Origin of the sequence: Blautia hansenii (genome assembly GCF_013304445.1) — a bacterium.
Lineage (GTDB): Bacteria > Bacillota > Clostridia > Lachnospirales > Lachnospiraceae > Blautia.
Map to the genome: position 1 here is coordinate 18633 of NZ_JAAITA010000010.1, position 24189 is coordinate 42821.

At 43.1% G+C, this 24189-nt stretch carries 16 protein-coding genes and 1 pseudogene; 4 read left to right on the forward strand and 13 right to left on the reverse strand.

Annotated elements, in window-relative coordinates:
• Window positions 1-495: 495 nt before the first annotated feature.
• On the reverse strand, window positions 496-2052 hold the full coding sequence (locus G5A70_RS08935) for a carboxylesterase/lipase family protein (RefSeq protein WP_173749304.1): 1557 nt from the start codon (window positions 2050-2052) through the stop codon (window positions 496-498).
• A 301-nt stretch (window positions 2053-2353) separates the two neighbouring features.
• Between G5A70_RS08935 and G5A70_RS15610 the strand changes: the two genes are divergently transcribed.
• Window positions 2354-3232: a GrpB family protein gene (locus tag G5A70_RS15610; protein ID WP_202031324.1), complete on the forward strand. Its 879-nt coding sequence runs from the start codon at window positions 2354-2356 to the stop codon at window positions 3230-3232.
• A gap of 98 nt (window positions 3233-3330) precedes the next feature.
• On the opposite strand, the gene G5A70_RS08950 is transcribed toward G5A70_RS15610, so the two are convergent.
• From G5A70_RS08950 to G5A70_RS08990, 9 genes and pseudogenes are all read right to left on the reverse strand, one after another.
• The gene (locus G5A70_RS08950; RefSeq protein WP_173749305.1) at window positions 3331-4176 is read right to left on the reverse strand and encodes a carbohydrate ABC transporter permease; all 846 of its coding nucleotides are present in this window, start codon (window positions 4174-4176) and stop codon (window positions 3331-3333) included.
• Window positions 4176-5060: a carbohydrate ABC transporter permease gene (locus tag G5A70_RS08955; protein ID WP_173749306.1), complete on the reverse strand. Its 885-nt coding sequence runs from the start codon at window positions 5058-5060 to the stop codon at window positions 4176-4178. The genes G5A70_RS08950 and G5A70_RS08955 overlap by 1 nt, the downstream gene beginning before the upstream one ends.
• 11 nt (window positions 5061-5071) lie before the next feature.
• Window positions 5072-6358, reverse strand: coding sequence for an ABC transporter substrate-binding protein (locus G5A70_RS08960; protein ID WP_173749307.1), 1287 nt, complete (start codon window positions 6356-6358; stop codon window positions 5072-5074).
• 117 nt (window positions 6359-6475) lie between these two features.
• Complete coding sequence (locus G5A70_RS08965) at window positions 6476-7999, reverse strand: response regulator transcription factor (RefSeq protein WP_173749308.1); 1524 nt, start codon at window positions 7997-7999, stop codon at window positions 6476-6478.
• 4 nt (window positions 8000-8003) lie between these two features.
• Complete coding sequence (locus tag G5A70_RS08970; protein ID WP_173749309.1) at window positions 8004-9824, reverse strand: cache domain-containing sensor histidine kinase; 1821 nt, start codon at window positions 9822-9824, stop codon at window positions 8004-8006.
• Window positions 9821-11104 carry an ABC transporter substrate-binding protein gene (locus tag G5A70_RS08975; RefSeq protein ID WP_173749310.1) on the reverse strand — a complete coding sequence of 428 codons (1284 nt, stop codon included), beginning with the start codon at window positions 11102-11104 and terminating at the stop codon, window positions 9821-9823. The genes G5A70_RS08970 and G5A70_RS08975 overlap by 4 nt, the downstream gene beginning before the upstream one ends.
• 37 nt (window positions 11105-11141) lie before the next feature.
• Window positions 11142-12062: pseudogene (locus tag G5A70_RS08980) on the reverse strand (PD-(D/E)XK nuclease domain-containing protein); the annotation flags it as partial.
• Window positions 12063-12291: 229 nt separating this feature from the next.
• Window positions 12292-12981, reverse strand: a complete 690-nt coding sequence (locus G5A70_RS08985) for a response regulator transcription factor (protein WP_173749312.1) — start codon at window positions 12979-12981, stop codon at window positions 12292-12294.
• Window positions 12974-14470, reverse strand: a complete 1497-nt coding sequence (locus G5A70_RS08990; protein ID WP_173749313.1) for a sensor histidine kinase — start codon at window positions 14468-14470, stop codon at window positions 12974-12976. The genes G5A70_RS08985 and G5A70_RS08990 overlap by 8 nt, the downstream gene beginning before the upstream one ends.
• A gap of 192 nt (window positions 14471-14662) precedes the next feature.
• Between G5A70_RS08990 and G5A70_RS08995 the strand changes: the two genes are divergently transcribed.
• Both G5A70_RS08995 and G5A70_RS09000 read left to right on the forward strand, forming a co-directional pair.
• Window positions 14663-16045, forward strand: a complete 1383-nt coding sequence (locus tag G5A70_RS08995; RefSeq protein WP_173749314.1) for an ATP-binding protein — start codon at window positions 14663-14665, stop codon at window positions 16043-16045.
• Window positions 16046-16168: 123 nt separating this feature from the next.
• Window positions 16169-16402 carry a helix-turn-helix transcriptional regulator gene (locus G5A70_RS09000; protein ID WP_173749315.1) on the forward strand — a complete coding sequence of 78 codons (234 nt, stop codon included), beginning with the start codon at window positions 16169-16171 and terminating at the stop codon, window positions 16400-16402.
• 77 nt (window positions 16403-16479) lie between these two features.
• On the opposite strand, the gene G5A70_RS09005 is transcribed toward G5A70_RS09000, so the two are convergent.
• Together G5A70_RS09005 and G5A70_RS09010 are read right to left on the reverse strand one after the other, a co-directional pair.
• Entirely contained in the window at window positions 16480-17442 is a 963-nt protein-coding gene (locus G5A70_RS09005) for a DnaJ C-terminal domain-containing protein (RefSeq protein WP_173749316.1), read from the reverse strand.
• Window positions 17443-17713: 271 nt separating this feature from the next.
• Window positions 17714-18610 carry a putative manganese transporter gene (locus tag G5A70_RS09010; RefSeq protein ID WP_226853596.1) on the reverse strand — a complete coding sequence of 299 codons (897 nt, stop codon included), beginning with the start codon at window positions 18608-18610 and terminating at the stop codon, window positions 17714-17716.
• Between the two features lie 296 nt (window positions 18611-18906).
• On the opposite strand from G5A70_RS09010, the gene G5A70_RS09015 reads away from it, so the two are divergent.
• Window positions 18907-20118 carry a YSIRK-targeted surface antigen transcriptional regulator gene (locus G5A70_RS09015; RefSeq protein WP_173749318.1) on the forward strand — a complete coding sequence of 404 codons (1212 nt, stop codon included), beginning with the start codon at window positions 18907-18909 and terminating at the stop codon, window positions 20116-20118.
• Between the two features lie 77 nt (window positions 20119-20195).
• Here G5A70_RS09015 and G5A70_RS09020 read toward each other — a convergent pair whose 3' ends face one another.
• The gene (locus tag G5A70_RS09020; RefSeq protein WP_173749319.1) at window positions 20196-24086 is read right to left on the reverse strand and encodes a Rib/alpha-like domain-containing protein; all 3891 of its coding nucleotides are present in this window, start codon (window positions 24084-24086) and stop codon (window positions 20196-20198) included.
• Between the last annotated feature and the right edge of the window lie 103 nt (window positions 24087-24189).

Consider the following 24189-nt stretch of genomic DNA (forward strand, 5'->3'; position numbering starts at 1 on the left):
CAGCTTAGGTTTCAACAGATTGTTTTCCGTCTTTCCCATTGTTCCAGGACTATAACTCTGATTTTTATGTCTCATCCATTTCCTGCATATACTGTTTCATCATCCCGATTCTGAAACAATTAATCCATCCTCTCACTCTCTCATTAACCCGCTTGCTTGTAACTGTTAATGTTCTTGCGATAGCCTTCTTTTCAGGTATTCTATTAGTTACAAGTGCCTGTCTGATTGCATTATGGCAGCTTCTGCCGGGTCTGAATCCATAGCTGTTGTCACCAAAAACTTCTTTGTAAATGTCAGATATTGTCCGTGCAATTGCCTGTCGAATCATTCTGTCAAGGGCTATTCGTATTCCTTGGTTGCGTTCCTGCTTTTCCTGTCCATCCGATTTTTGGCTCATGTATTATTATAAATATAACGATTTGTACTATAAATCGTTTCAATCCTTCAGCTTTTACACCTACTATGAACATCATCTGACTTTCTAAACCTTATCCACTAATGCTGCACATCGGTATCTGCCATCATCGCCATAAGGTTAAAAGGCGGCAGAATGCTGTCGATTTTTTCCAGCAGAGCGTCGTCAAAATGATTCCGCACTTCGCATTTCTCATCCAAAATCATGGTTGGTTCCTGCTCTCTTGCCACAGGCGGCCATGCAGGCAGCTTCTCTTGTGCCGGCACTCCCGTTTTCGCAAAATTCATAAACGCCCCAAACATCTGCTCTTCCAGATTTTCCGTAACGCCCGGAATAGAACACACTTCCACCAGTTCGGTGTTATGGAAGAAAAACGGAATATCCGAACAGTGCCATGCAATTTTTCCCATCATAGGAAATTCCACGTTAAACTGGTACAGATAGGTGCCTGCCTTTTCTCCTTTGGCATGCATGGCCGCCAGTTTTTTAGAAGGCCGGCGCATAACACGGTCAATATTCAAAAGGTCGGTAAAGTCTTTACCCGGATAAGTTGCTTTGAAAAGTGTTTCCATTTCCCCGGTGTGTTCTCCGTATACCTTGCTTACCATCGCGCGGCGTTCCTCATCTGTGAGCGCTTTCTTATCAAACATCTGCGGCGCAAAAGCAAATTCTCCATAAACAGAACCTATCATCACAGGAATTTCATAAGCATGCTCTCTCATGCCAAACTGCAGCGGATTCCCCTGAAACCAGTCATTGGCCTGCGGTCCGTTTCCCACATAAGCGCCTGTAGCAGCCACCTGTGGCATCACCTTGGTATATACCTGAACAAGCTGTGCATAAGGAATGGTCTCCAGTTTCTCTACCTCCTCTTTTGTCCAGCCAAGTTCGTTCAGCATGGCGGTAACGATGGCTTCCCCGTTGCCTCTGCTGGACGGAAGTAAGTTTTCATCTGCAACACCACTCATAATCAGGCTCTTGTGGAATAATCCGTCTGCTGCCGGAATCTGCATCAAATCCGCTACCTTCATACCGCCGCCGGACTGTCCGAAGATGGTGACGTTGTCCGGGTCTCCGCCGAAAACAGCAATGTTGTCATGCACCCACTGCAGGGCAGCCACCATGTCTGCATGTCCGGCATTTCCGGAATTATAATACTTCTCGCCAAAAGGAGATAAGTCCAGATAACCCAGAATATTCAGTCTGTGGTTAATAGAAACGACTACCACATCCCCTTCCATACACATATTATGTCCGTCATAAGCCACCTGCTCAATGGAAGAACCGGCAAAATATCCACCTCCGTGAAGCCATACAAGAACCGGGTTTTTCGCATTTTTATCCAGCACTTTAGTCCAAATATTCAGGTTCTGGCAGTGCTCGTCCATCGGCCAGTAACGATGGGGAACCATAAGCTCTGCTGTCGGCGTTTCCTGTGTCATCAGCGGACACACAAATCCATAAGAGCAGGCGTCCCGGACTCCTTCCCAATGGGAAGGAACCGGCATCTGAAACCGCTCTGCATAGGCATAGGGAATCCCTTTAAATACATAACTGCCATCATAAAAATATCCTTTTAATTTTCCGGAGGTTGTTTCCAATACCGGAACTTCATCATACTGAAATGTTTTTAACATCATTTTTCTCCTTTTAAAATTTTACTGTTTGGTACACCCCTTTATTATTATCCAAATAAGTCTTACCTCCAGTGTAGTAAATTTTTTCGCACATGGCAAGAGTAACAGAAAAACCCTGACAAAATCATGCAGAATGCCTGGAATTGTAAGTAAAATTAAGCATATGGGGGGATTACCATGGATTCGGAATAGTAGAATAAAATTTTTTCATGTGATAAAATTACTATAATAGTTCATTCATTGGCCAGAGGTGTCGAAGATGATGGAATACCCTTAGAAGTTACCGTTTGGAGGTTAAATAATGATTGGATTAAAACGAGGAACGATAAAACTGTGTGAACACGAAAAAGAATGGGAAACTGAAGCTCAGAATACAATTTCTCGTTTGAAGCAAATCCTGGGTAATGTCATAAAAGATATTCAGCATGTGGGGAGCACCTCTATACGTTCCATAAAGGCAAAACCCATAATTGATATTGCAGTCGCAGTTGATGATTTTGATAATATGCTCCGTTTTGAAGAAGAATTAAAAGACAATGGCTTTTACTATCGCCCCAATGCCCAAGCATCTGTCAGAGGTCAGTTGTTGTTTGCTTGTGGTAATTTTTATGAAGGTACGGGAGATGTGCAAACTCATTTCATCCATGTCGTCCGTACAAATAGTATGGATTGGATAAATTACATAAATTTTAGAGATTATCTTAACAACACACCTTCGGTTGCAAAAGCGTATGAAGCCCTAAAGGTATCTCTTGCCCTGCAAGCTCCCATTGATAACGGCAGAGAAAAGTATCTCAAAGGAAAACACGATTTTATCGTCTATACTCTGAGAAAAGCACTTGTAAAATCCTATCTCGGAAAGACAGTAAATATAAAAATAGACCGACCTATTGGAAGCATACACCCTAAACACCCAGGCCTTGCCTATCCCATTAATTACGGATATATACCAAATGTATTCGGTGGTGATGGTGAAGAACTCGATGTATATTTGCTTGGTATAGATGTTCCTGTCGAAGAATACACGGCCCGTATTATCGGAATCATTCATCGCCATAACGATGTGGAAGATAAGCTGGTTGCCGCACCTGAAGGATTAAATTTCAATCAAAATAAAATTTCAGAAGCAGTTCATTTTCAGGAACAATATTATGAAAGTGAAATTGAGATATGCAAGTAACAGATAATTGTCTAAAAAGCCGGTTGGGGCACCTTCCTTACGAAGGGTGTCCCAACCGGCGCCTTATGATGAATCCTCAGTTCATCATTCTTTCTTCTTTACGCTTTTACTGCCCCGTTAGTCACGCCCGCGATAATCCATTTCTGGCAGAAAATATACACCAGAAGAATCGGAATCAATACCAGCAGATAAGACGCAAAGGCCAGATTGTACTCTGTATTAAATTGTCCCTTGAACACATACTGTGCAAGCTGTAAGGTCTGATATTTCTCCTCGCTTAAAAGCACCAAAGGCATGGAAAAGTCATTCCAGGTCCACATAAAGGACAGAATAGCCACGGTAGCGCTCATAGGTTTCATCAAAGGAAAAATAATTTTATAAAAGGTCTGAAACGGAGTTGCACCGTCAATGTACGCTGCTTCGTCCAGCGCCGGGGGTATGGACTTTACAAATCCCGTATACAGGAAAATATTCATCGGAAGACCGAAAATAATATACAGGAAAGTAATTCCGAAAATATTGTCCATGTGGAAAGCAGAAGCCTGTTTTACCAATGGCAGCATAATAACATTGAAAGGAATAAACATGGCGCTGACAAAGTAATAATAAGCCAGGTTGAAAAGTTTACTCTTATCTTTATTCCTTGTAATGGCATAAGCTACCATAGAGTTTGTGAGAATGGTAAATACCAGATTGATAACCGTGATAAACAGAGTGTTCATAAACTTTCTCGGATAATCCGTCATCACCCAGGCGTCTGCGAAGTTCTGCAGGCGGAGTTTTTTCGGGAAAGACAGCACATTCGCCATTTCTGACGGGTCTTTCACCGCAATCAGCACTGCTATGTATAAAGGTCCGAGGATAAACACCACTGCCAGCAAAATCAGCAGTATGGTCATGGGCCAGTTGTATTTTTCTTTTACATGACATTTACTTTTTCCCATCAGTTCATCTTCGCCTCCCTCTTCTCAAGTACTTTCAGCTGGAATATAGAAATTCCCGCAATAATCAGAAACAGAATCACCGCATTGGCTGACTGGTATGCGAACTGTCCGCCGTCAAAGCCTCGTTTGTAAATCAACACAGAGATACTGGTTGTGGATGTACCGGGACCGCCGCCTGTCATTGCCATAATCTGGTCGAATGCCATAAGGAAGTTCTTCACGCTCAAAACCATATTAATGGTAAAGAACGGGGCAATTAACGGGAAGGTAATCTTTGTAAATCTCTTAAATCCTGTTGCTCCGTCCAGGTCTGCTGCTTCATATACGTCACGGTCCACAGTCTGCAGTCCTGAAAGATAAATCAGCGTATTAAAAGCCATAGCCTGCCATACAGTTACGAACAAAATTCCCAGCCATGCGTGATTGGTTCCCAGAATGTTGGTGCTCAGCGCTTCAATTCCCAGTTTCTGTCCCCAAAGAGGAATGACATTGCCGAAAATAAAGTTAAATACAAAGCCGATAATGAGGGTTCCCAGCATATAAGGCAGGAAATAAATTGCCTTAATCGTGTTTTTGAATTTGATTTTTGCATTCAGACCACAGGCAAGGGCAAGACTCAGAACGTTTACCAGAATTGTGGCGCACAGCGCAAATTTAATGGTAAAGGCATAGGTCTGTCCCATGGCCGGGTCTTTGAAAAACTGAATGTAGTTCCGAAATCCTACGGTATTCCAGATACCATACCCTTTCCAGTCGGTAAAGCTGTAGAAAATACCCTGAAGAAACGGTATGGTATGGAAAATAAAGAACAGAATCATAAACGGAACCACCATAAAATAAAACGCTTTGTTGACAGTGGATTTCTTTCCGTGTTTTTTCTTCATTCTTCTACCTCTTAGTTCACGTTCAATGTGTCATAATCTGTATCCAGCTTCTTTAAAGTAGCTGCAATATTTGCAGAATCGTCTTTGCCGTTTTCTTTTTCCAGGAAGAAATTGGACAGTGCTGCACTTAAATCAAAACCGCTTGGATAGTAATGGTCTGGGAAGTCTACTACATTACCGGCTTCAATGTCTGCTTTTACACCTGCAACGCTTGGATCATTCTGCTCTACACCTTTTACTGCGGAGAAAGCAAACTGTTCATCTGCATAAAGCTGTGCGTTTTCTTCCTGTACCATAAAGCTGATGAAGTCTTTTGCACTGTCTGTGTCACCGCAATTTGTTGTAATACCCAGAAGCACATCCACGCCGGAGGTTACTTTGTTTTTCTCTACATCATCTGTAGCCGGGAATTTAAACTGGTCAATGTTGACATCTGGATTTGCTTTTTTGATTTCTGTAATCGCCCAGCTTCCGTTCATCATCATGGCAGCTTCACCTGCTGCAAATTTCTTGTTTCCGTCATCATAAGAAGTTCCCATATAGTCTTTCTGTGCGTGTTCTACCAGCTTCAGATAATTTTCCAGAACTGCTTCATGAGTACCTTCAAAAGTTGCTTTTCCTTCTCTCTTATCATTGTAGAAGTTTTCCGGCTGCATAACCGGCGCCATAGAGTTCCATGCCGGAAGAATGGTCCATGCGTCTTTAAAGGTCAGTTCAAAAGGTGTTACTCCTGCTGCCTCTAATTTTTCACAGACTTCCATTAATTCAGAAAATGTAGTTGGAATTTCAATACTGTTTTCTGCAAAAATATCTTTGTTGTAAATAATTCCGGAAGAGTTTGTTGCATAAGGAACACCGTAAGATTTTTCTTCCTGGTCTTTATTCAAAGCATACAGCATATTGATGTAAGATTCGTTAATATTGTCCAAAAATGCTTCCCCGGATAAGTCTGTCAGAACTCCTGCAGACTGCAGCTCCGCGTAGTTGAAGTCACCGCCCATAGCCACCATATCGGGAAGGTCGTTCTTTGTCATGCGGGTTTTCAAAACCGTACCTGCGTCTGCCGGCTGTGTTAATTTTACAGTTACTTTATCCTGAGATTCATTGTACGCATCTACTAATTTCTGTAAAGTTTCTTTATTTTCTGTCTTTGTACCGAAAAGTTCCAGTTCTGTCTTTCCGTCTGAAGTCTTCTTTGTTTCTTTTCCCGTTTCTGCACTTCCGCCGCTGCAGCCAGCCAGCAGACTCATACCCATCATTGCAGCAAGTCCAAGTGCTGTTACTTGTTTCCCTTTCATAAAAAAATCCTCCTTATAATATTCCTTTGGGGTCTCTTGCCCTCTATCTGAAATTTATTATAAGGAGAATGGCTTTTTTTCGGTATAAATTATCTGATATGACGAATAAAAAATTTCTTACTGGTTTCTATATTGCTCCGGTGTCATAAGATAATGCTTTTTAAAGGTTTGTATAAAGTAGGACACATCATTATATCCCACACAAAGCGCCACGTCACTGATTTTCAGTCCGCTTTCTTTTAAAAGCTCTGCGGCTTTCTGCATCCGCAGTTCTATCAGATATTTGGAAAAGGTCTTCCCGGTCTCTGCCTTAAAGAGGCGGCTTAAATAACTGGGATTGACAAAATACTTGTGAGCCGCCAGTTCATTGACCGTAATGTCGTGCTGATAATTCCACTCCAGATATTTCAGCAAGTCTTCTATAATGGAAGATTTCTGTCCTTCCCCCTCCGACACATCAGAAAGCAGGTCAAAAATATAGCGCTGCAGTTCCTCCATAGAATGAAAGGCGTACAAATCTGTCTTAAAATTAAACAGCAGATAGGAACTCTTGTCCGTCTCTCCACTGTCCTGACCTCTTTGAATGGTATACACCTTGTTAATCACATTCATAATCTGAATCAACGAAGTGAAAAGGGAATAAATACTGATTTCCTCTCTGTTTTCACACTGCCGGAACAGCTTTCGCGCCATGTTTACTGCGTCCTCTGTCCGGTTTTCTGTCAGACACCTCTCCAATTCCATCTCCTCTGCCTGGGAAAACAACTGTACCACGTTCACTTCCGCTTCGTAGCGGTATATCTGCTGCTCCGGCTGCAAAAGCCGCTGGTTTATGGCATATACTGCCTCCCGGTATGCGCCTGCACCCTCTTTTGCACTGGTTTCTGTTCTTTCATGGCACTGACTGACGCCCAGCTGCAATTCTGCCCCTGTTTTATTCCAACAGGAGACCAGTTTCTTTCTAAGAAGCGCCTCTGGCAATTCCTTTCTGTCGTCAGCTTTCAATATCAAAATAAATTCCTGTTTGGGATAAAAATAGGCTGCACTGCTTTTCTCTTCCCGGAAAATTCCCAAAATGCTTTGAATCTCCTCTTTGGACAACTGCTGATTTCTGCTCTGAACCGCCGCAAGATACCAGGCATCCTCCTCCATTTTCTGAAATAAGTCCCCCAGAATCTCTTTTGCCGCTGCCTCGTTTTCCAATATATGAGAAAAGTCCATGAACTCTCCCCTGCGAACCGCCAGTTGTTTCTCTATTTTCTGCCGCAGCTTCTTCTGCTCTTCTTCCACTCTCTGCACTGCTTTTTCCAGTTCTTCTTTTTTCACCGGTTTTGTCAGATAATCCTTCACTCCATAACGGATGGCCGTAGCTGCATAATCAAAATCTGCATATCCACTTTGGATAATCACGCTGGTTTCCGGGAATTTTTCCCGCACCTGTCTGGCCACTTCCAGTCCGTCCATATCTGGCATCCGAATATCTGTCACCACCAGGTCAGCCCCCTCTTCCCCCAGAAATTCCAGTACCTCCCTGCCGTTTTCCGCTTCCTTACAGAATTCTATCTCCCGGGTCAATTCCCCAATCCTTTTCACCAATGCCTTTCTGGCAAAAAATTCATCATCTGCAACAATTACCCGCATCTCTTTACCCTCTCTTTTCCTGTGAAACTTCGATTTCCTTCACCCGCAGATATACCCGGGTATATTTCCCCGGACAGCTTTCCAGCCAGATACCGCAGGAATCCCCATAATAATTTTTAATTCTGGCGTTTACATTGCGAAGTCCAATACCGGCTGCCGCCTCAAATCCCACTTCCCCTGCAAGGGCTTCATTCATGGCCTGCACCTTCTCTTCTTCCATGCCCACGCCGTTATCCTCCACCATAAGGACAATGGTTTTGTCTGCTTCCCTGCAGCCTTGGATACGCAGAATGTCCTGCTTCTTTTTCCCGGTAAATCCGTATTTATAAGAATTTTCCACAATGGGCTGCAAAATGAACTTCAATATCTTACAGTCAAGCAATTCCTCCTCCACAGAGATTTCCACAGAAAAGCGCTCCGGAAAACGGATTTTCTGAATACACATATAGTTCTCTGTCTGGGTGATTTCTTCCCGTATAGAAACAATTTCCCTTCCGTCAATATTGTACCGGAACATATCGGACAATCCGGAGGCAATCTCCGGTATATAGTCCACATCCTGCAGTTGGGCTATGGAACTGATGGTATTTAACGCATTGTACAGAAAATGGGGATTTATCTGAAACTGCAGCATTTTCAACTCTGCCTGCTTCTGATTCAGCCTATAAATATAATCTTTAATAATATTATCATTAATTCGTTTCGCCATGGCATTATAACTCTGTATCATCTGCTGAATTTCCTCAGTTCCCTCTGATTTTTCCTGAGGAAACAGGGCAATCTCCTGTCCCTCTAAAGAAACGCCCGCCACACTTCCCATGAAATCGGACAATTCCTTTACCGGGCGGCTGACCCATTTGGCCAGGGCATAGCTGCCTGCCACAGTAATCAGTATCACCGCAGCCAGTACTACCAGCAGTACGGACATATTGTCCAGAATCTGCAGCGCCAGTCCCCACACCGGAAGATACTGTACCAGATACCACCCCGTATCTTCATGCTTTGTCACAGAAATCACAGACTCCTGCCCATGCAGCTTCAAAAGCCCCTGTTTTTTCTCCGTCTGCACCAAAGTTTTGCATTTTTGTATCAGTTCTTCTATGGTCTCTGTCTCAGAAGCGTCTCCCTTTTGCGAGTCAAACAAAACCTGTCCCTCTCCCAGAATCAGAAATTCAAAGCTTTGATTCATTTTCGCAGAGCGATACCACTGATTGGACAGCTTATCAAAATCCAAGTCCAAATATATAGTAGCTATGGGTTCCTCCTGTACAATATTCCACACAGGGCGGATAACAGACACTACTTTATGCTCTACCAGACTAATGGTTTCCTTGTGCACCGGACTGAAATAGCCCGGCATACCTTTTTCCCAGTGTACATCTTTGGTCAGACTGTCCATTCTCTCAATATAATCGTCTTCTATTTCCTCTACGCTCTTATAAAGTCTGCCGTCTTCTGTCACAATCACAGCACGCAGCACATCATGCCCCATATCCACCAGCAGCTTCAGATACTCTTCCAGATTTTCTTCTGCAGCTTTCTGACTTTCCGGGTCAATATCACTGTCATCACTGCACAGAAGATTGCGGATTTTATCATCTGAAAAATGCAGGTACAGAAAAGAATCTGTATTGTCCAGAACACTGTCCAGGTTCATAGCAAGCTGCTGATTGTATTCCTCCATGTGCTCAATTTCCGTCTGCATTTCTCTCCGGTAGCTTCGGATAAAGAATACCAGAAAAGCCAGAAGAGAAACCGCAAACAACGCTCCGAATCCATACATCATTTTCTGTTGAAAAGACTTCTTTCCCCCTCTTCCCCTCATTTTCTTCTCTCCTTTGCTTCCAGATACACATCCTTATACTTTTGCAGACTTTTCGTATATTCATCCAAATATGCATCTATCTCTTCTTCACCTGCGTCCGGCATTAGTTCCAGAATATCCTTATCCCGGATAACGCTGGTCTGCAAAGGCAGCCAGGACGCGTCCATAACCGCTTTGCCCTCCCGCAAAAGCTCATGTACTCTGGGAGCATACTCCGCCCGGTCTCTGCTTCCTTCCATACTGCCAAGAGAACATTCTGCATCCAGATAAGTCTGCAGATTCTCCGGTTGCATTAAAAATTCCACAAACTGCTCTGCTTCCTCCGGATACTTACAGTCTTTGGAAATTCCCACGCTGCTGTCTATCCACATCGTCACAAGCTGCTCACTGCCTTTATCCACAGGAAAAGGGATAAGTTCCAGGTCCATTTGTGGATTTCTCTCCATAATGCTCTCATAGGCCCAGCTTCCCTGCATAAACATAAAGCCTTCTCCCGCTGCAAACTTTGTCATGGCTTCATCGTAATTCAGATTGCTGCATTCCTCTGTCGTATACGCATGCAGTTCTATGAGTTTTTCCAGGGACCCCCGGCTGACCGGATCCTCTGTAAAGGAAGTCTGACCTGTGGCCACTTCGGTCCAGAAATTTTCAAAATTCCCTCTGGACGCGCCTTCTATACTTTCCCAGTTCTGGTGCACGGTCCAGCTTTCCTTGTCTGCAAAGAGAAAAGGAACCTTGCCCCGCTTCTGTATTTCCCGGGACACCTGACACAATTCTTCATAAGTTTTTGGAATTGCAAGCCCTTCTGCCTGAAACAAGTCTTTATTGACATAAACCCCCTCAAAGCTCATAACCAACGGCATCTGGTAAATATGGGAATCGTAACGAAGATACGGCAGATATTCCTCCTTAATCCGCTCTGCACAGTTCATGTCATCCAGAGGCCGAAGACAATTTCCCATAACATATTCAAAAGTTTCCACACTCTGCAGCCCGCCCAGTTCTACAATATCCGGAAAATCTCCTTCCACAGCAGAAATCCGCAGAGCCGTGTCTGCATTGGTATTCATATTCTGATAGACTTCTATCTCATCTTGAGATGTATTGAATTTTTCAATAATTTCCTCTAAAACCTCATAAACCTCCCGCTTCCGGTTGTAAAATTCCAGACGGACTTTTTCCTTTTTCTCCTCCGGCTGCTGCTTTTGGCAGGCAGGGAGCAAAAAGAGAGCAGAGGCGAAGAAGATACCTCCAAGTATATAGATGTATTTTCGTTTCATGTTCATACTCCGTGTTTCTTACTTTGCAACATCTTATTCAACTTCCTATTAAAACCTTCTTTCCGTGAAAAGCAAAACCATATTTTCTGATTCTGCTTTCGCTGATTCCTTTTGCAGTCAGGGATACGTCATATTTCTTAGACCGAATCTGAGCTAATGCCGCCTTTACCGTATCAGATAAAGATTTTTCATCATCCGTATCCTGCACTTTAAATTCCAAGATGATTGCGTCATCTGTCTTATTCTTTGGTTCTAAAATCACATCATATCTGCCAAATCCGCTCTCGCGGTTTGAGGTAATAGTATAGCGATTCTCAAGTTCAACCATTAATCCCAACACAAATCCATGATAAAACCGCTCCGGTTCTGATTCTCCTGACGGTTTATTCCCACTGTCAAAAAAGCTGAATGTTGCCAGGGCTGTCCGGTTCATATAAGCATTCATAGCTTTTAAATCATCCCGCAAAAGAGCTTTAATAAATGCATTGTAATTTGACGCAGAGGAAGCAAACCACCCACGCACCATGTCACGAAACATAACCATAACCTCAAAATTTGTTATTGACAGTTCATAGGTTTGCTTCCAGTCCCCATATGGCATTTCCTGCTCCTTACTGCCTGCAATCTTGAGATAACCGCTAGCCAGAAAAAGGCTCCAGATTGCATTTTCGTCTAAATCAAGCTGATGATACACAATTTGTTCATCCATCTGCGTTGTAATACTTTCTCCGGCCAACAGGCATTCAAAGGATTCTTTTATCTGGCAGGAACCTTCACGAATCACTTTTCCTATCAGGCTATTGCTGCTTGTATTCGCCCAGTAGGGTCCCACCTTTTGTTTGTCCAGATAATGAATCACAGACCACGGATTATAAATATCTGTCTTATTTCCAAATGTAAAACCATCGTACCAGCGTTTTACCTCACGGAATTTATCAGAAAGTCCATACTCTTTTAAGAACAGATTATTACTGATAATATCTTCAAATTCCTGATATCCTATGGATACCCTTCTTAACATCGTACCTGCCTCCTTTCGTTGCCGGAAATCGAATTTCTTTCTATCTGTATTGCTCTTTCCTCATTATATCTGTTATGGTAGGAAAGAACAACCGGTTTTTCGTTACAGAAAAATATAAAACTGCCGCTTCATAAGCCTTCACTCTTACAAAGCAGCAGTCCTTATCTCACACCTTAAACCGATACCCCACCCCCCAGATGGTCTCGATATACTGTGGTTTCGCCGTATTAAATTCAATCTTCTCGCGAATCTTCTTAATATGCACCGTCACCGTTGCGATATCTCCGATAGATTCCATATCCCAGATTTCCTTAAACAGCTCATCTTTGGTAAATACCCTGTTTGGATTCTGGGCCAAAAACGCCAGCAAATCAAACTCTTTGGTCGTAAAATTTTTTTCCTCCCCGTTTATCCACACTCTTCTGGCAGTCTTGTCAATCTTCAATCCACGGATTTCAATAATATCATTTTCCTGCACCCCGGTGCCAATCAATCTTTCGTATCTGGCCAGATGAGCCTTTACCCTTGCTACCAGTTCGCTGGGGCTGAAAGGTTTTGTCATGTAGTCGTCCGCTCCAAGACCCAGACCCCGGATTTTATCAATGTCATCCTTCTTTGCAGACACCATGATAACCGGCGTATTTTTCTGATTTCGGATTTCCCGGCAGATTTCAAAGCCGTCTACCTGCGGCAGCATCAAATCCAGAATAAACAAATCATAGTCCTCTTCCAGAGCTCTTTTCAGTCCTACGTCTCCCCGGTTTTCAATTTCCACCTCAAATCCGCTCAGTTCCAGATAATCCTTCTCTAAATCTGCAATCGCCTCTTCATCTTCAATAATCAAAATCTTACTCATTGACTGGTACCTCCTGATATTTTCTAAGAACAAAATACATCACTGTTCCGATATTTTCCTTGCTTGTCGCCCAGACCTTTCCGCCATGGTCCTCCATAATCTTCTTTACAATGGAAAGCCCGATTCCGCTTCCGCCCTTGGAAGAATTTCGTGAAGAATCTGTACGGTAAAAACGGTCAAAAATATTAGGCAAATCTTTGGCCGCAATGCCCTTTCCGTTATCCTCGATTTCCACCTGAATGAAATCTCCCACGTCCTTTACCCGCAGGTTAATCCGCCTCTGCCTGCCTGCATCTGTATATTTCAGAGAATTGCTCACAATGTTATTGACAACCCGTTTAATCTGCTCTGCATCTGCAATGACCAGCACTTCCGGCTCCACATAGTTGGAATAAGAAAATTCCACATTCTTGGAACTCAGTTCCATTTTCAAATCTTCTGCGCAGTCATCAAAAAAGTCTGTAACCGAAATTTTATTAAAGGTATACGGAATTTTATTGGTATCCATTTTGGAATAAAAGGTCAGTTCATTAATCAGCCTGTCCATCTCATTGGCTTTGTTGTAAACCGTTTTAATATAACGCTCCATTTTCTCCGGGGTGTTGGCCACGCCGTCCATAATTCCCTCTACATAGCCCTTGACCGCTGTGATAGGCGTTTTTAAATCATGGGAAATATTGCTGATAAGCTCTTTACTCTCCCGGTCAAACTCTATTTTTTCCTCGGCATTTTCCTTGAGCCGCTGGCGCATATCTTCGAAATCCTGGCACAATTCTGCGATTTCACTTACACCTTCTGTAGATACGGAAAAATCCAGATTTCCCTCCTTAATCTTTCTGGTGGCAGTGCGGAGTTTGTCCAAAGGCGAAATCACACCGCGGTAAATCCACCAGGTCAGTCCCAGCGCTGTAACTGCCAGAATAATAATCACCGTTACCAGCATATTGCGAAATAATTCTTCTGTCTGCGGAAGCGTCTCTAAAATGTTGGAAACAATAAATACATTTCCTTCCTGTACCTCTTCTGTATGAAAATCCACTCTTTTTACAAGGGCCTGTACCTTACCGCCCAGATACATACCGTCGCTGGCACTGGTGGTAAATTCCTGTACCTTTGCCAGCTTCTTTACAAGCTCTGAAGGGTAATCCTCGCACCCATAATAAATAATTCTGTCATCCTCGCATACCAGAAGATACGAATACATACTCTGCAGCTCTTTGTTCAGTTCAGTCAGATATTGAATATTTTCAAATTTTTCCGGTTCTGTATCCGCCACCTTCTGAATTACCTGTGCCTGTTCATTTGTCAGATTATTTACAAGCTCTGCTGTATTCGATAAACTCTGGTAAGTGGGATTTTCAATGCCATACTGTTTTTCAATTACTTTAAACTGATACTGAGAAAATGCCCAGAAGGCCAGCCCCGTAAAAAGAAGGGGTTCCAGCACAATGATAAAGAAAGAAATGATGATTCTTGTTTTTAATTTCATGACTATTGCCTCTCCGCCAAAGTTATTCTAAATCTTACTTATGTATATTATAGCATAGTTTTTTCTCTTTTCCTCTAAATAATATAGAATCAAATCTAAACTTTCTATAAAAAACCTGTCAAAATCTTTTGACTTTCTGCAAAACTCACTCTAAAATAATAAAAAAATGGTAATACAAACGAAGGAGAAATCATGTTTATAGATAAAGGCCAACTGCTTTCCAGTTTAACACAATTATATGATACCCAGATTACCCAGGCGGTTTCCCTCTATTCCCATCCCGGAATGGGCAAAAGCCGGCTGCTGCAGGAGTTTTCACAGGAGAGAACCGTACTGTACTTTAAAGCCCCTGCCCTTCCTTTTGAGGAGATTTTTTCTCTTTTCCAACAGCTTTGCATCCGCAGACTGGGTACTTCTTATGAAAACACAAAAAAATTTGCAGATATTTTCAAACTGCTTTCCAAAGACTCTGTCCGTGAACCTGTGGTTCTGATTCTGGATGACTTCGTCAACTGGACTGCCGCAAACCGGCGTTTTCCCACTATGCTGAGTTCGCTGATACAACGGGCGGACCCAAAATCCCGGCTTTTTGTACTTTTGTGCAAGCCGGCCTCCTTATATGAAAAAGAAAGCCCCAGAGAAGCTGCCTCTTTCCTCCTTGAGCCTTTTTCATTCTTTGAAATGCGCAGACAATATCCTCAGATGAAGTTTGAAGAACAGATTCTGCTTTACAGCATTACAGGCGGCGTTCCGGCTTATCTGCAGTATTTTCCTGCTGACTGCTGTGTGCGGGAAAAACTCCGGGAATTGTTTTTCACTGCAGACGGGATTTTTTACCGGCTTGTGGAAGCCCGCACCAGAGAATATTATTCCGCCTCCTCTGTTATGCGCGCCATCCTTTCAGCTATAGGCACGGAAACCAAAAAGCTGCAGGAAATCTGTGACTATACGAATCTGACCCCCAGTGCAGCCGGAAGTCTGCTTTCCTCTCTGGCTTCCCGCAATCTGGTCAGCCGCATTGTTCCGGTCACAGAAAATCAAGGCAGCCGCCGGGCCCTCTATCTGATTAGCGACGGCATTTTCCGCTTCTGGTATACCTGTGTACTGCCGTATCTTTCCGAAATCGAAGTGGGCGAAGGCGCACAGGTATTTGAAAAGCAAATCGTTCCTCTTTTGGAAGATTACACTATCCGGGTGTTTCCGGATATCTGCCGTGATTTTCTGGAACTGGAAGAAAAGGCCGGACGCACACCATTTCCTATGCAGCGCATTGGCCGCTGGTGGGGACAGCATCCCACCAAGAAGAGAACAGAATACATTTCCATTGCCGCCTATTCCAGAGACAACATTATGCTGGGCGCCTGCTTCTGGACAGAAGACTGGCTGGACGTTGACGCGCTTTATGACTTGCAGAAGCATGCCAGTCTTTTCCCTGATGAAGAACAGTGGTATTATCTGTTCTCCAAATCCGACTTTGTCAGTGGATTTGAAACCATATCCGGAAACCATGTGCATGTATTCAGTCTGGAAAAGATGTGCCGTATGGCCGATGAGTATCTCTCTTCCACAATTTAACAGTGCATATTTCAAATTGGATTTCATTTTTGCAATATTATAATTATTATTTGCATATTTTTAGTTTGTTTTTGTGTATCCCTGTCAATGCTATACTTTACAGAAGACAAGGAGAACACAAATATGAACGAAAAGAGAATCCGGCAGTTCCGGGAACTCGGACTGACTATTTCTTATTATCGAAAATTAAAAGGGCTGACTCAGGCTGACCTTGCCCAGAATGTAGGGCTGAGCAGAACGCATATCAGCAACATCGAAGCGCCTCAGGTGAAAACTTCTATTTCTCTGGAAAGTTTATTTGACATTGCAGATGCCTTAGATGTTCCGGTAAAAGACTTATTTGATTTCAGAAATTAATCACAGATGACGAATAGGCTGTCGCACGCGACAGCCTATTCTTTCTTCTGCAGTGTCTGGTACAACGAGTGCGAAACTCATGCGGCGCTGCCGGAACCGCTTCCTTTTCCTTTACATGCCTGTTCAAATTCTTTCAGTTTTTGCCTTGCTTCCCGGCTGATATTTCTGGGCACCTGGATTTCCACAGTGGTATACTGATCACCATGGACGGATGAATCCTTCATAGATACGATTCCTTTCCCCCGCAGACGGATTTTTGTTCCTGACTGTGTGCCCTCCCGGATTTTGCAAAGCACATTTCCATAAATGGTACTGACCGGAACTTCACCGCCCAGAACAGCAGTGGTAAAAGGCACTTTTACAGTCGTGTACACATCCATACCCTTCCGTTCAAACCCCGGCTTATCCTGTACCTGAACCTTCAAAAGCAAATCTCCCGGCTGCCCGCCTCGGGTACCCGGATAGCCTTTTCCTTTCAGACGAACGTATTTGCCTGATGCAATGCCTGCCGGTATCCGCACCTGCAGATTCTGAGGCTGTCCTGAATGTTCGTCCTGCAGACGGAATATCTTTTTACAGCCAAATGCCGCCTCATCAAAAGTAATCGTCACATCTGCATGCAAATCAGCGCCCCGGCGGCTAAATCCACCTCGTCCAAATCCGTCCGTAAACGGTCCGCCAAAAGATGCGTCTCCATGGAACTCGTTTCCGAAAATATCCTGGAAAATATCCCCCATATCCTCTCCTGTAAAATGGTATTCCCGATAACCGCCCTGCCGGGTATTTTGTCCCTCTGCTCCCGGATTGCTGCCGTCAAAGGCTGCATAGCCGAACTGGTCATACAGCCTCTTCTTCTCTTCGTCACTTAAAATTCCGTAGGCTTCTGTCACTTCTTTAAACCGCTCTTCCGCCTGTGCATTTCCTGCATTGGTATCGGGATGATATTTTTTTGCCAGCTTTCTGTATGCTTTTTTTATTTCATTTGCCGTAGCGTTTTTGCTCAATCCAAGAATCTCATAACAATCTCTCTTTGTCTTCAATTTTACCACCTTCTAACTTTTCCCCTGCTTGTTGCCTTTACAATCTATTGAAACATAAGACATGCCCTGAGGACCTTACGTCCTTTGAAAGTCATTCTTATGGGATTTTTGTTCTATCTGTAATATAACATCCATTTTTACAATTGTCAACCACCTGGCAATTTATTTTTTCTCCTCAGTCCAAAACAGGAAAAGCCGCTTTGCAAATCCCTGTCAAAAAAACTTTCAACAGTTTTCTGCAAAACGGCTCTTTCCACCTTTTTGTTTCCTTTTATAATACAATACCTGCAAATTCAAATAAGATTCCCCACAACACGCTGACACCATATAAAATCCCTATAATACCCAGATTCTCTTTGGCGCCTTTATTGGTCCTGCAGAGTACCAGAATACCGACTCCCGCTCCTGCCAGAAGTCCTGCCATCATCTGTCCTGCTCCCAGAATACCACTCAGATACATCTGCGTAATAATGACAGACGCCGCACAGTTTGGAATCATACCAATCAGTGCAGCCAGAAAAACACCCAGCACCGGCTGATTGACAATGAAACTGCCGATTCGCTCCTGTCCTACCGCTTCTACCAAAAAACCAATGGCCGCAGACACCAGGAAAATAAAAACGGTTATCTGCAACGTGTGTATCAATGCAGATTTTAAAATACTTCCTTCTTCACAATGGCAATGCTCATGTTCACACAGTTCATGAATGCCTTTTTCGTGATGTTCGTGATGTTTACGGTGATGTTCTCTGTATTCGGCCCGTTTTCTGCTGCCAACTCTCCAGAGAAAATCAATGGCAAAACCGGAAACGGCTCCAATAACCACTTTTAGCCCCAGAATCTTAAAAATTGTCCCCGCTGCCACGGATTCCGAAATGAAAATAGGCAGCATTTCATCTGAAGTTGAAAGAAAAATGGCCAGAAGCGTTCCTACAGAGATGACCCCTCCTGCGTAGAAACCGGAAGCTGCCGCCGAAAAACCACACTGTGGAAATGCGCCCAGCACACCTCCGATAAGCGGTCCGAATCTGCCGGCTTTCTGCACCATCTGCTGCGTTGCTGCTTTTGTCCTGTGTTCCATGTATTCCATAATAAAATACGTAAGAAACAGGAAGGGAATGAGTTTTACTGTATCCAGAACTGCGTCCAGACAAACGTCGATAATGATTGACATGCTTGCTCCTTTTATCTCAAAGGGACTGTTTCTCTCCCAGCCCCGCCCTCTTGCTACAGGGTTTGAATTTACCACAAATTTGAAAAAAAAGCAAGAACCCAACATTGGAGTTCTACAGTCTCGACAAGAGACTCTCTTCTTTTTTTATTGTATTCCCGTTATTTCCACTGTACTTTTCGCCTTTTCATTTCATTTTTCGTCCTTTTATCCCTTCTTGCACCCAGAAGAATTGTACACTTTCATCTTTTATGCTACCTTTATATATATAAATTATAAAGGAGTACTTTTGAATGGAATTAACACAGCTGGATATGAAAAAAATCAAAGCATTGCATGTCACAACGAAACTGCCCGTTTATATCATAGATAAAGATAATTCTCTGGTAACCTCTTACTGTTCCAGTTACGCTCATCCGCTTTCTTACAAGCTAACAGAAAAAAAGGTTCCAAGCCGGTATGTATCTTTTTATTACGGAATTCTTCGGGAGGTCTTTTTGGCAGTAAAATATAAAGACATCTCTATTATCCTGGGCCCTTACCTTACACGCCGCGTTTCCGACAAAGACTTAACAGCTATTTTCAACACGCTTTCTCCTCAGCAGCAAAAAACCCTGGAAAAAATGAATTACCAGAGTTATTATCATTCTATGCCCGTATATTCTTTGGGAGATATGCGCGATTTTCTGATTTTGCTGGGATTTCTCTTTGACTTTGACCTGGAACAGGAGTATTCTACGGAACTCCACCGAAAGGTAGCGGAAAATTCCCTGACACTTGAGGAGGAAAGCCTTCGCAAAATGCGGACAGATTCTTTCCGGGAAGAACGGTATCTTTTCCACTATGAGAACAGGATTTTAAATCTCGTAGAACAAGGGGACTTAAAGGTTTTAAAACAGGAAATTGCCAACCTGGGCAGCAGTGTAATCCCCGTCGCAACCAGTGATTCGCTGCGTACAGAGAAAAATTATACGATTATTATTCTGGAAAAACTGTCTTCACTTGCAATTCAGGTAGGAAAAGATATTTTACGCATAGTACACCTCCGGGATTTTTACATTAGAAAGCTGGAACAACAGACAGATTTAATCGGGGTTCTGGATACCAGGGACAGCGCCATCATTCATTTTACAAAAGAGCTTCACGGTCTTGCAAAAAAACTGCAGTCTCCTCTCATCCGGTGTATTGTGCAGCACATTAATCTGAAAATTTATGAACCAATTAAGGTAGCCACTCTTGCCAGAGAATTTTATATCTCTGAAAGCGCTCTGCGCCGAAATTTTAAAAATGAAATGGGTATGACCATTATTGATTATATTACAACCCGAAAAGTAGAAGAAGCTAAGGTTCTGCTGCAATCCGGACTTCCTATTTCTGATACTGCAAAGCGTTTGAGTTATTACGATATGTCCCATTTTCACAGATCCTTTAAAAAACACACAGGAATAACACCCCAACAATTCAAAAATGAAAATACTATTGCAAAGCGCCCTCTCTACACCTGAATATAAATACTTAAAAGCTGCCGCCTGAAGCGATACCGGAATTCTTTCCGGCGCTTCGCTTCAGGCGGCAGTTTTTCTCACCTGTCTGTTTTATGCTTTCTCTTCTTTGCTTTTGCAGATACCATTCCAAACAAAGTCAAAGCAGAACCCAGAAGTCCGGCATACACTGCTGTAGGCGCTTCATCTCCTGTCTTTACAATACCCTTTGTCTTTCTTCCCGAATTTCCATTGGTATCAGTCCCCTTAGGCGTTGGAGCTTTATACTCTGTTTTGCCGGCAACTGCTTTGGATTTTTCCACAGTAACCTTAGTTGTCACAGTCTCTTTACTTCCGTCAGGGTACAAAATTTCCAAAGTACCTGTATATTCTCCAGGCGTATGAATATCAATTGCACCTTCAGGAGTTACATCTTTTATCTCCGTTCCTTGAGGCAAATCTTTTATATTGGTTATATTATCTGTCAAATCCGGCTTTTCTCCCGGTTTGATAACTTCCGGTTTCGTTATAGGGTCATATTTTTCTGCATCTGTTCTTGTATCTGTAACCGTAATTTCTGTTGATACTTTCTCCGTGGAACCATCCGGATAGATTACCACAACTGTCCCTGTTATTTTTCCCGGTTTACTGGTATCTACAGCATTTTCCCACTGGTACTTTGTATCTTGCGGCAATTCCTCTTTGTTTTTAATGGCCTCTGCTGCACTTACATCTTTTCCCATTTCTACTGTAACAGACTGTCCCTGCGGAGTATATTTTTGAGCGTCGGTCTGTGAAGATGCCGTTTCTTTAATTGTAATTTCCACTATTACAGTATCTTTAGAACCATCCGGATAGGTTACAAGGATGGTTCCCGGAACTGTTCCCGGCACCGAGGTATCCACTGGGCTCTGCCACTCATAAGAAGTTTCCGGCGGCAATTCATCTTTATTGGCTACAGCGTCTGACGCTGAAGGCTGGTTACCCTTATCCGTGGTAATAGGCTGTCCTTCCGGTTCATATAAATCTGCTGCGCTTCCGTAGCTGACCATTACGGTTACGGTATCCACAGAACCGTCTGCATAGGTAACGGTCACTTCCACCGGCTTATTCTGTCCGGCACCTGGTATTGTTCCTGTGACAAGTATGGACTGAATTTTCTCGGCCGGAGCGTTCGTTGTTACTTTGGACAAAACTTCTTCCTCTGTCGCTGGTTCTCCATACGGTTTTTCTAAAGTTCCCCCTTCTGCTTCGTACTGCTCCGTGTCTGTCGCGGTCTCATTTACAGTGATGTCCACACGGACAGTATCTTTAGAACCGTCCGGATAGGTTACAAGGATGGTTCCCGGAACTGTTCCCGGTACCGAGGTATCCACTGGATTCTCCCACTCATAGGAGGTTTCCGGCGGTAATTCGTCTTTATTGGCTATAGCATCTGACGCTGAAGGCTGACTTCCCTTATCTGCGATAATAGGCTGTCCTTCCGGTTCATATAAATCTGCTGCGCTTCCGTAGCTAACCATTACGGTTACGGTATCCACAGAGCCGTCTGCATAGGTAACGGTCACTTCCACCGGCTTATTCTGTCCGGTACCTGGTATTGCTCCTGTGACAAGCATGGACTGAATTTTCTCGGCCGGAGCGTTCGTTGTTACTTTGGACAAAACTTCTTTCTCTGTCGCTGGTTCTCCATACGGTTTTTCCAGAATTCCCCCTTCTGCTTCGTATTTTCCCGCATCTGTCCTGCTGTCTGTTACCGTTACTTTTACTTCTATCTCATCCTGGCTTCCATCTGGATAAGTGATGACGACTGTTCCTGTCTTTTCTCCTTCGCTACTGGTGTCTATAGGCGTTTTCCAGTCGTAGTTCGTATTCTTCGGTAAATCTGCTTTATTCGCGATTGCACTCTCGGCTTCTGGCTGGCTGTTCAATTCTGCCTGTATATCCTTACCTTTTGCTTCATATTTCTCTGCATCGCTTCTGCTGTCTGTTACCGTTATTTTCACCTCTACCTCATCCTGGCTTCCGTCCGGATAAGTTACGACGACTGTTCCTGTTTTTTCTCCTTCAGCGCTGGTATCTACAGGTATTTTCCAGTCGTATTGGCTATTTTTCGGTAAATCTCCCTTATTTGCAATCGCACTTTCAGCTTTTGGCTGACTATTTAATTCTGCCTGTATATCCTGACCTTTCGCCTCATATTTCTCGGCGTCTGCAACCGTTACAAACTCTAAAATATCTCCTGCAACAGCATTTTTACCATTTGGACTATATGCAACTAAAATAGCTTTTGTTCCTTCCGGCACTGTATTAGCCTGTATTTCCATACTGAATTTTCCAGCCTCAAGGTCTTCATACGGTATTTTCACAGAAGCATATTCCTTATTTCCAGGGGTTTGTGTTGTCTCATCATATTTCAGCAGTTTCACAATGACACCTCCGGCTTCCGCATTTGTCACCCGCAGCAAACGGTCTGGATTGCTGGGATCTGTAAGGAGCGGCTTAGGAACTGTACCTTCTATAATACTTTTAGTATCTGTGTCATATTTCTTTTTATCCGTCTTTGGTACGGATACCAGATAATCTGATGCCTTCAGAGGACTGGTATTATCCTCCACAAATTCCTTCCCATCCGGAACCCCATCGCCGTCCGTATCTACCATTTTGACATCTGTCCCTATCTCCCATTCCACAAAATCAAAAATACCATCTTTATCTGTGTCATTGGTATCCAAATAAGCATTCGAATAGGAGTTTTCCAACTGCTGAGGCGGCTGTCCCCCGTCCGCTTTAGAGCCTGCTGTGTCCAGATAGTCTGCCTCCATCCAATGGTCAAACAGAACTCTCTCATTCTTTTCCGCAATATAATCATTCATGGCTTTTGCAAATTCAGCCATAGTTACATTTTCTTTCAGCTTATACTCAATCGTATAATTTCTGGATTGTCCAAGTGTTCCCCAGAAAATGTCATTTGTATTGTTTCTGGCTGCAGTTAACTGTGTTCTTGTATCATTTCCTATAATGCTGAGTTCCGGTGTCCGGCTGGTATCTACCAAACCTGTATCATCTATAGATAACTTAAAAGCTTGCCTGTTGTTGGACTTTACCCCTTTCAAATCCGAATTGAAAATTTCAATATTGTTTGTGTCAATATATTTCAGCAGTTCCTCCGGTATCTGTTCTTTGATGTACACAACCCATTGGTAATCTGACTGCAAATAGTTTTCATTTGGTTTAAAGGTATGAATAGATTTTATAGACATACTGTCAGCCTGGAACAGAATTTTTTGCGTCATTCTCCCTGCTGTAAATCCTGTTTTTTTCTCATTTTTTATATGCGAATTATTTTGCAAAATATATCCGCTGCTGACAGATTCTGACGCAATCTTGCCATTTTGTTTTGTCCAAACACTGCTAAAAGATATTTCTTTATCCGCTAAACCCAGACTTTCCAGAGTCTGTCCGTTTTTCAGTGTAATTTTAATTTCATGATTGGTGACAACTCCAATTAAAGCATATCTGGAAATCTTTGTGATTGGCATTTTCCATAATGCACCGTCTGCCTGCTTTTCCAGACTGACATCTCCCAACGTAACTCTGTCAATCTGCTTATAAAAATCATCGTTAGAAAAAGAAAGCATATATTGTCCGGCAAACTCATTATCTTTGTCTGTTCCCCATCCGGTAGAACCAACTGCCCATTTGGTCATGGTCAAAAGAATATTTCCATTCTCATCCACCTTATCATAAACAGTAGCCGCATACCGAAGGTTAGAATCTTCTATTCCAGTGGCTGTATAATGTGTTTCCAAATCTATAGCCTTGTCCCCTGTTGTATAAAATACCCCAGTGTCTGCTGACACAGCCCCCGGCATAAATACTGTAAATCCCAGCAGCACTGAGCATACACCTATACTCAGCTTCCGCAAGGACCAGCGTTGCTTTCCTTCTGCAGGCATACTTCCGTTCCGCTTCCTTTGCCTCTTCATCATATGTTTTCCTCCTTTATCGGTACTTTTCACCTAAAAAAACAGGTGCGACCTCTCTTCGCCCCTATTGTATGTATACAACTGCCTTCTGACTACCCTTTTCCCG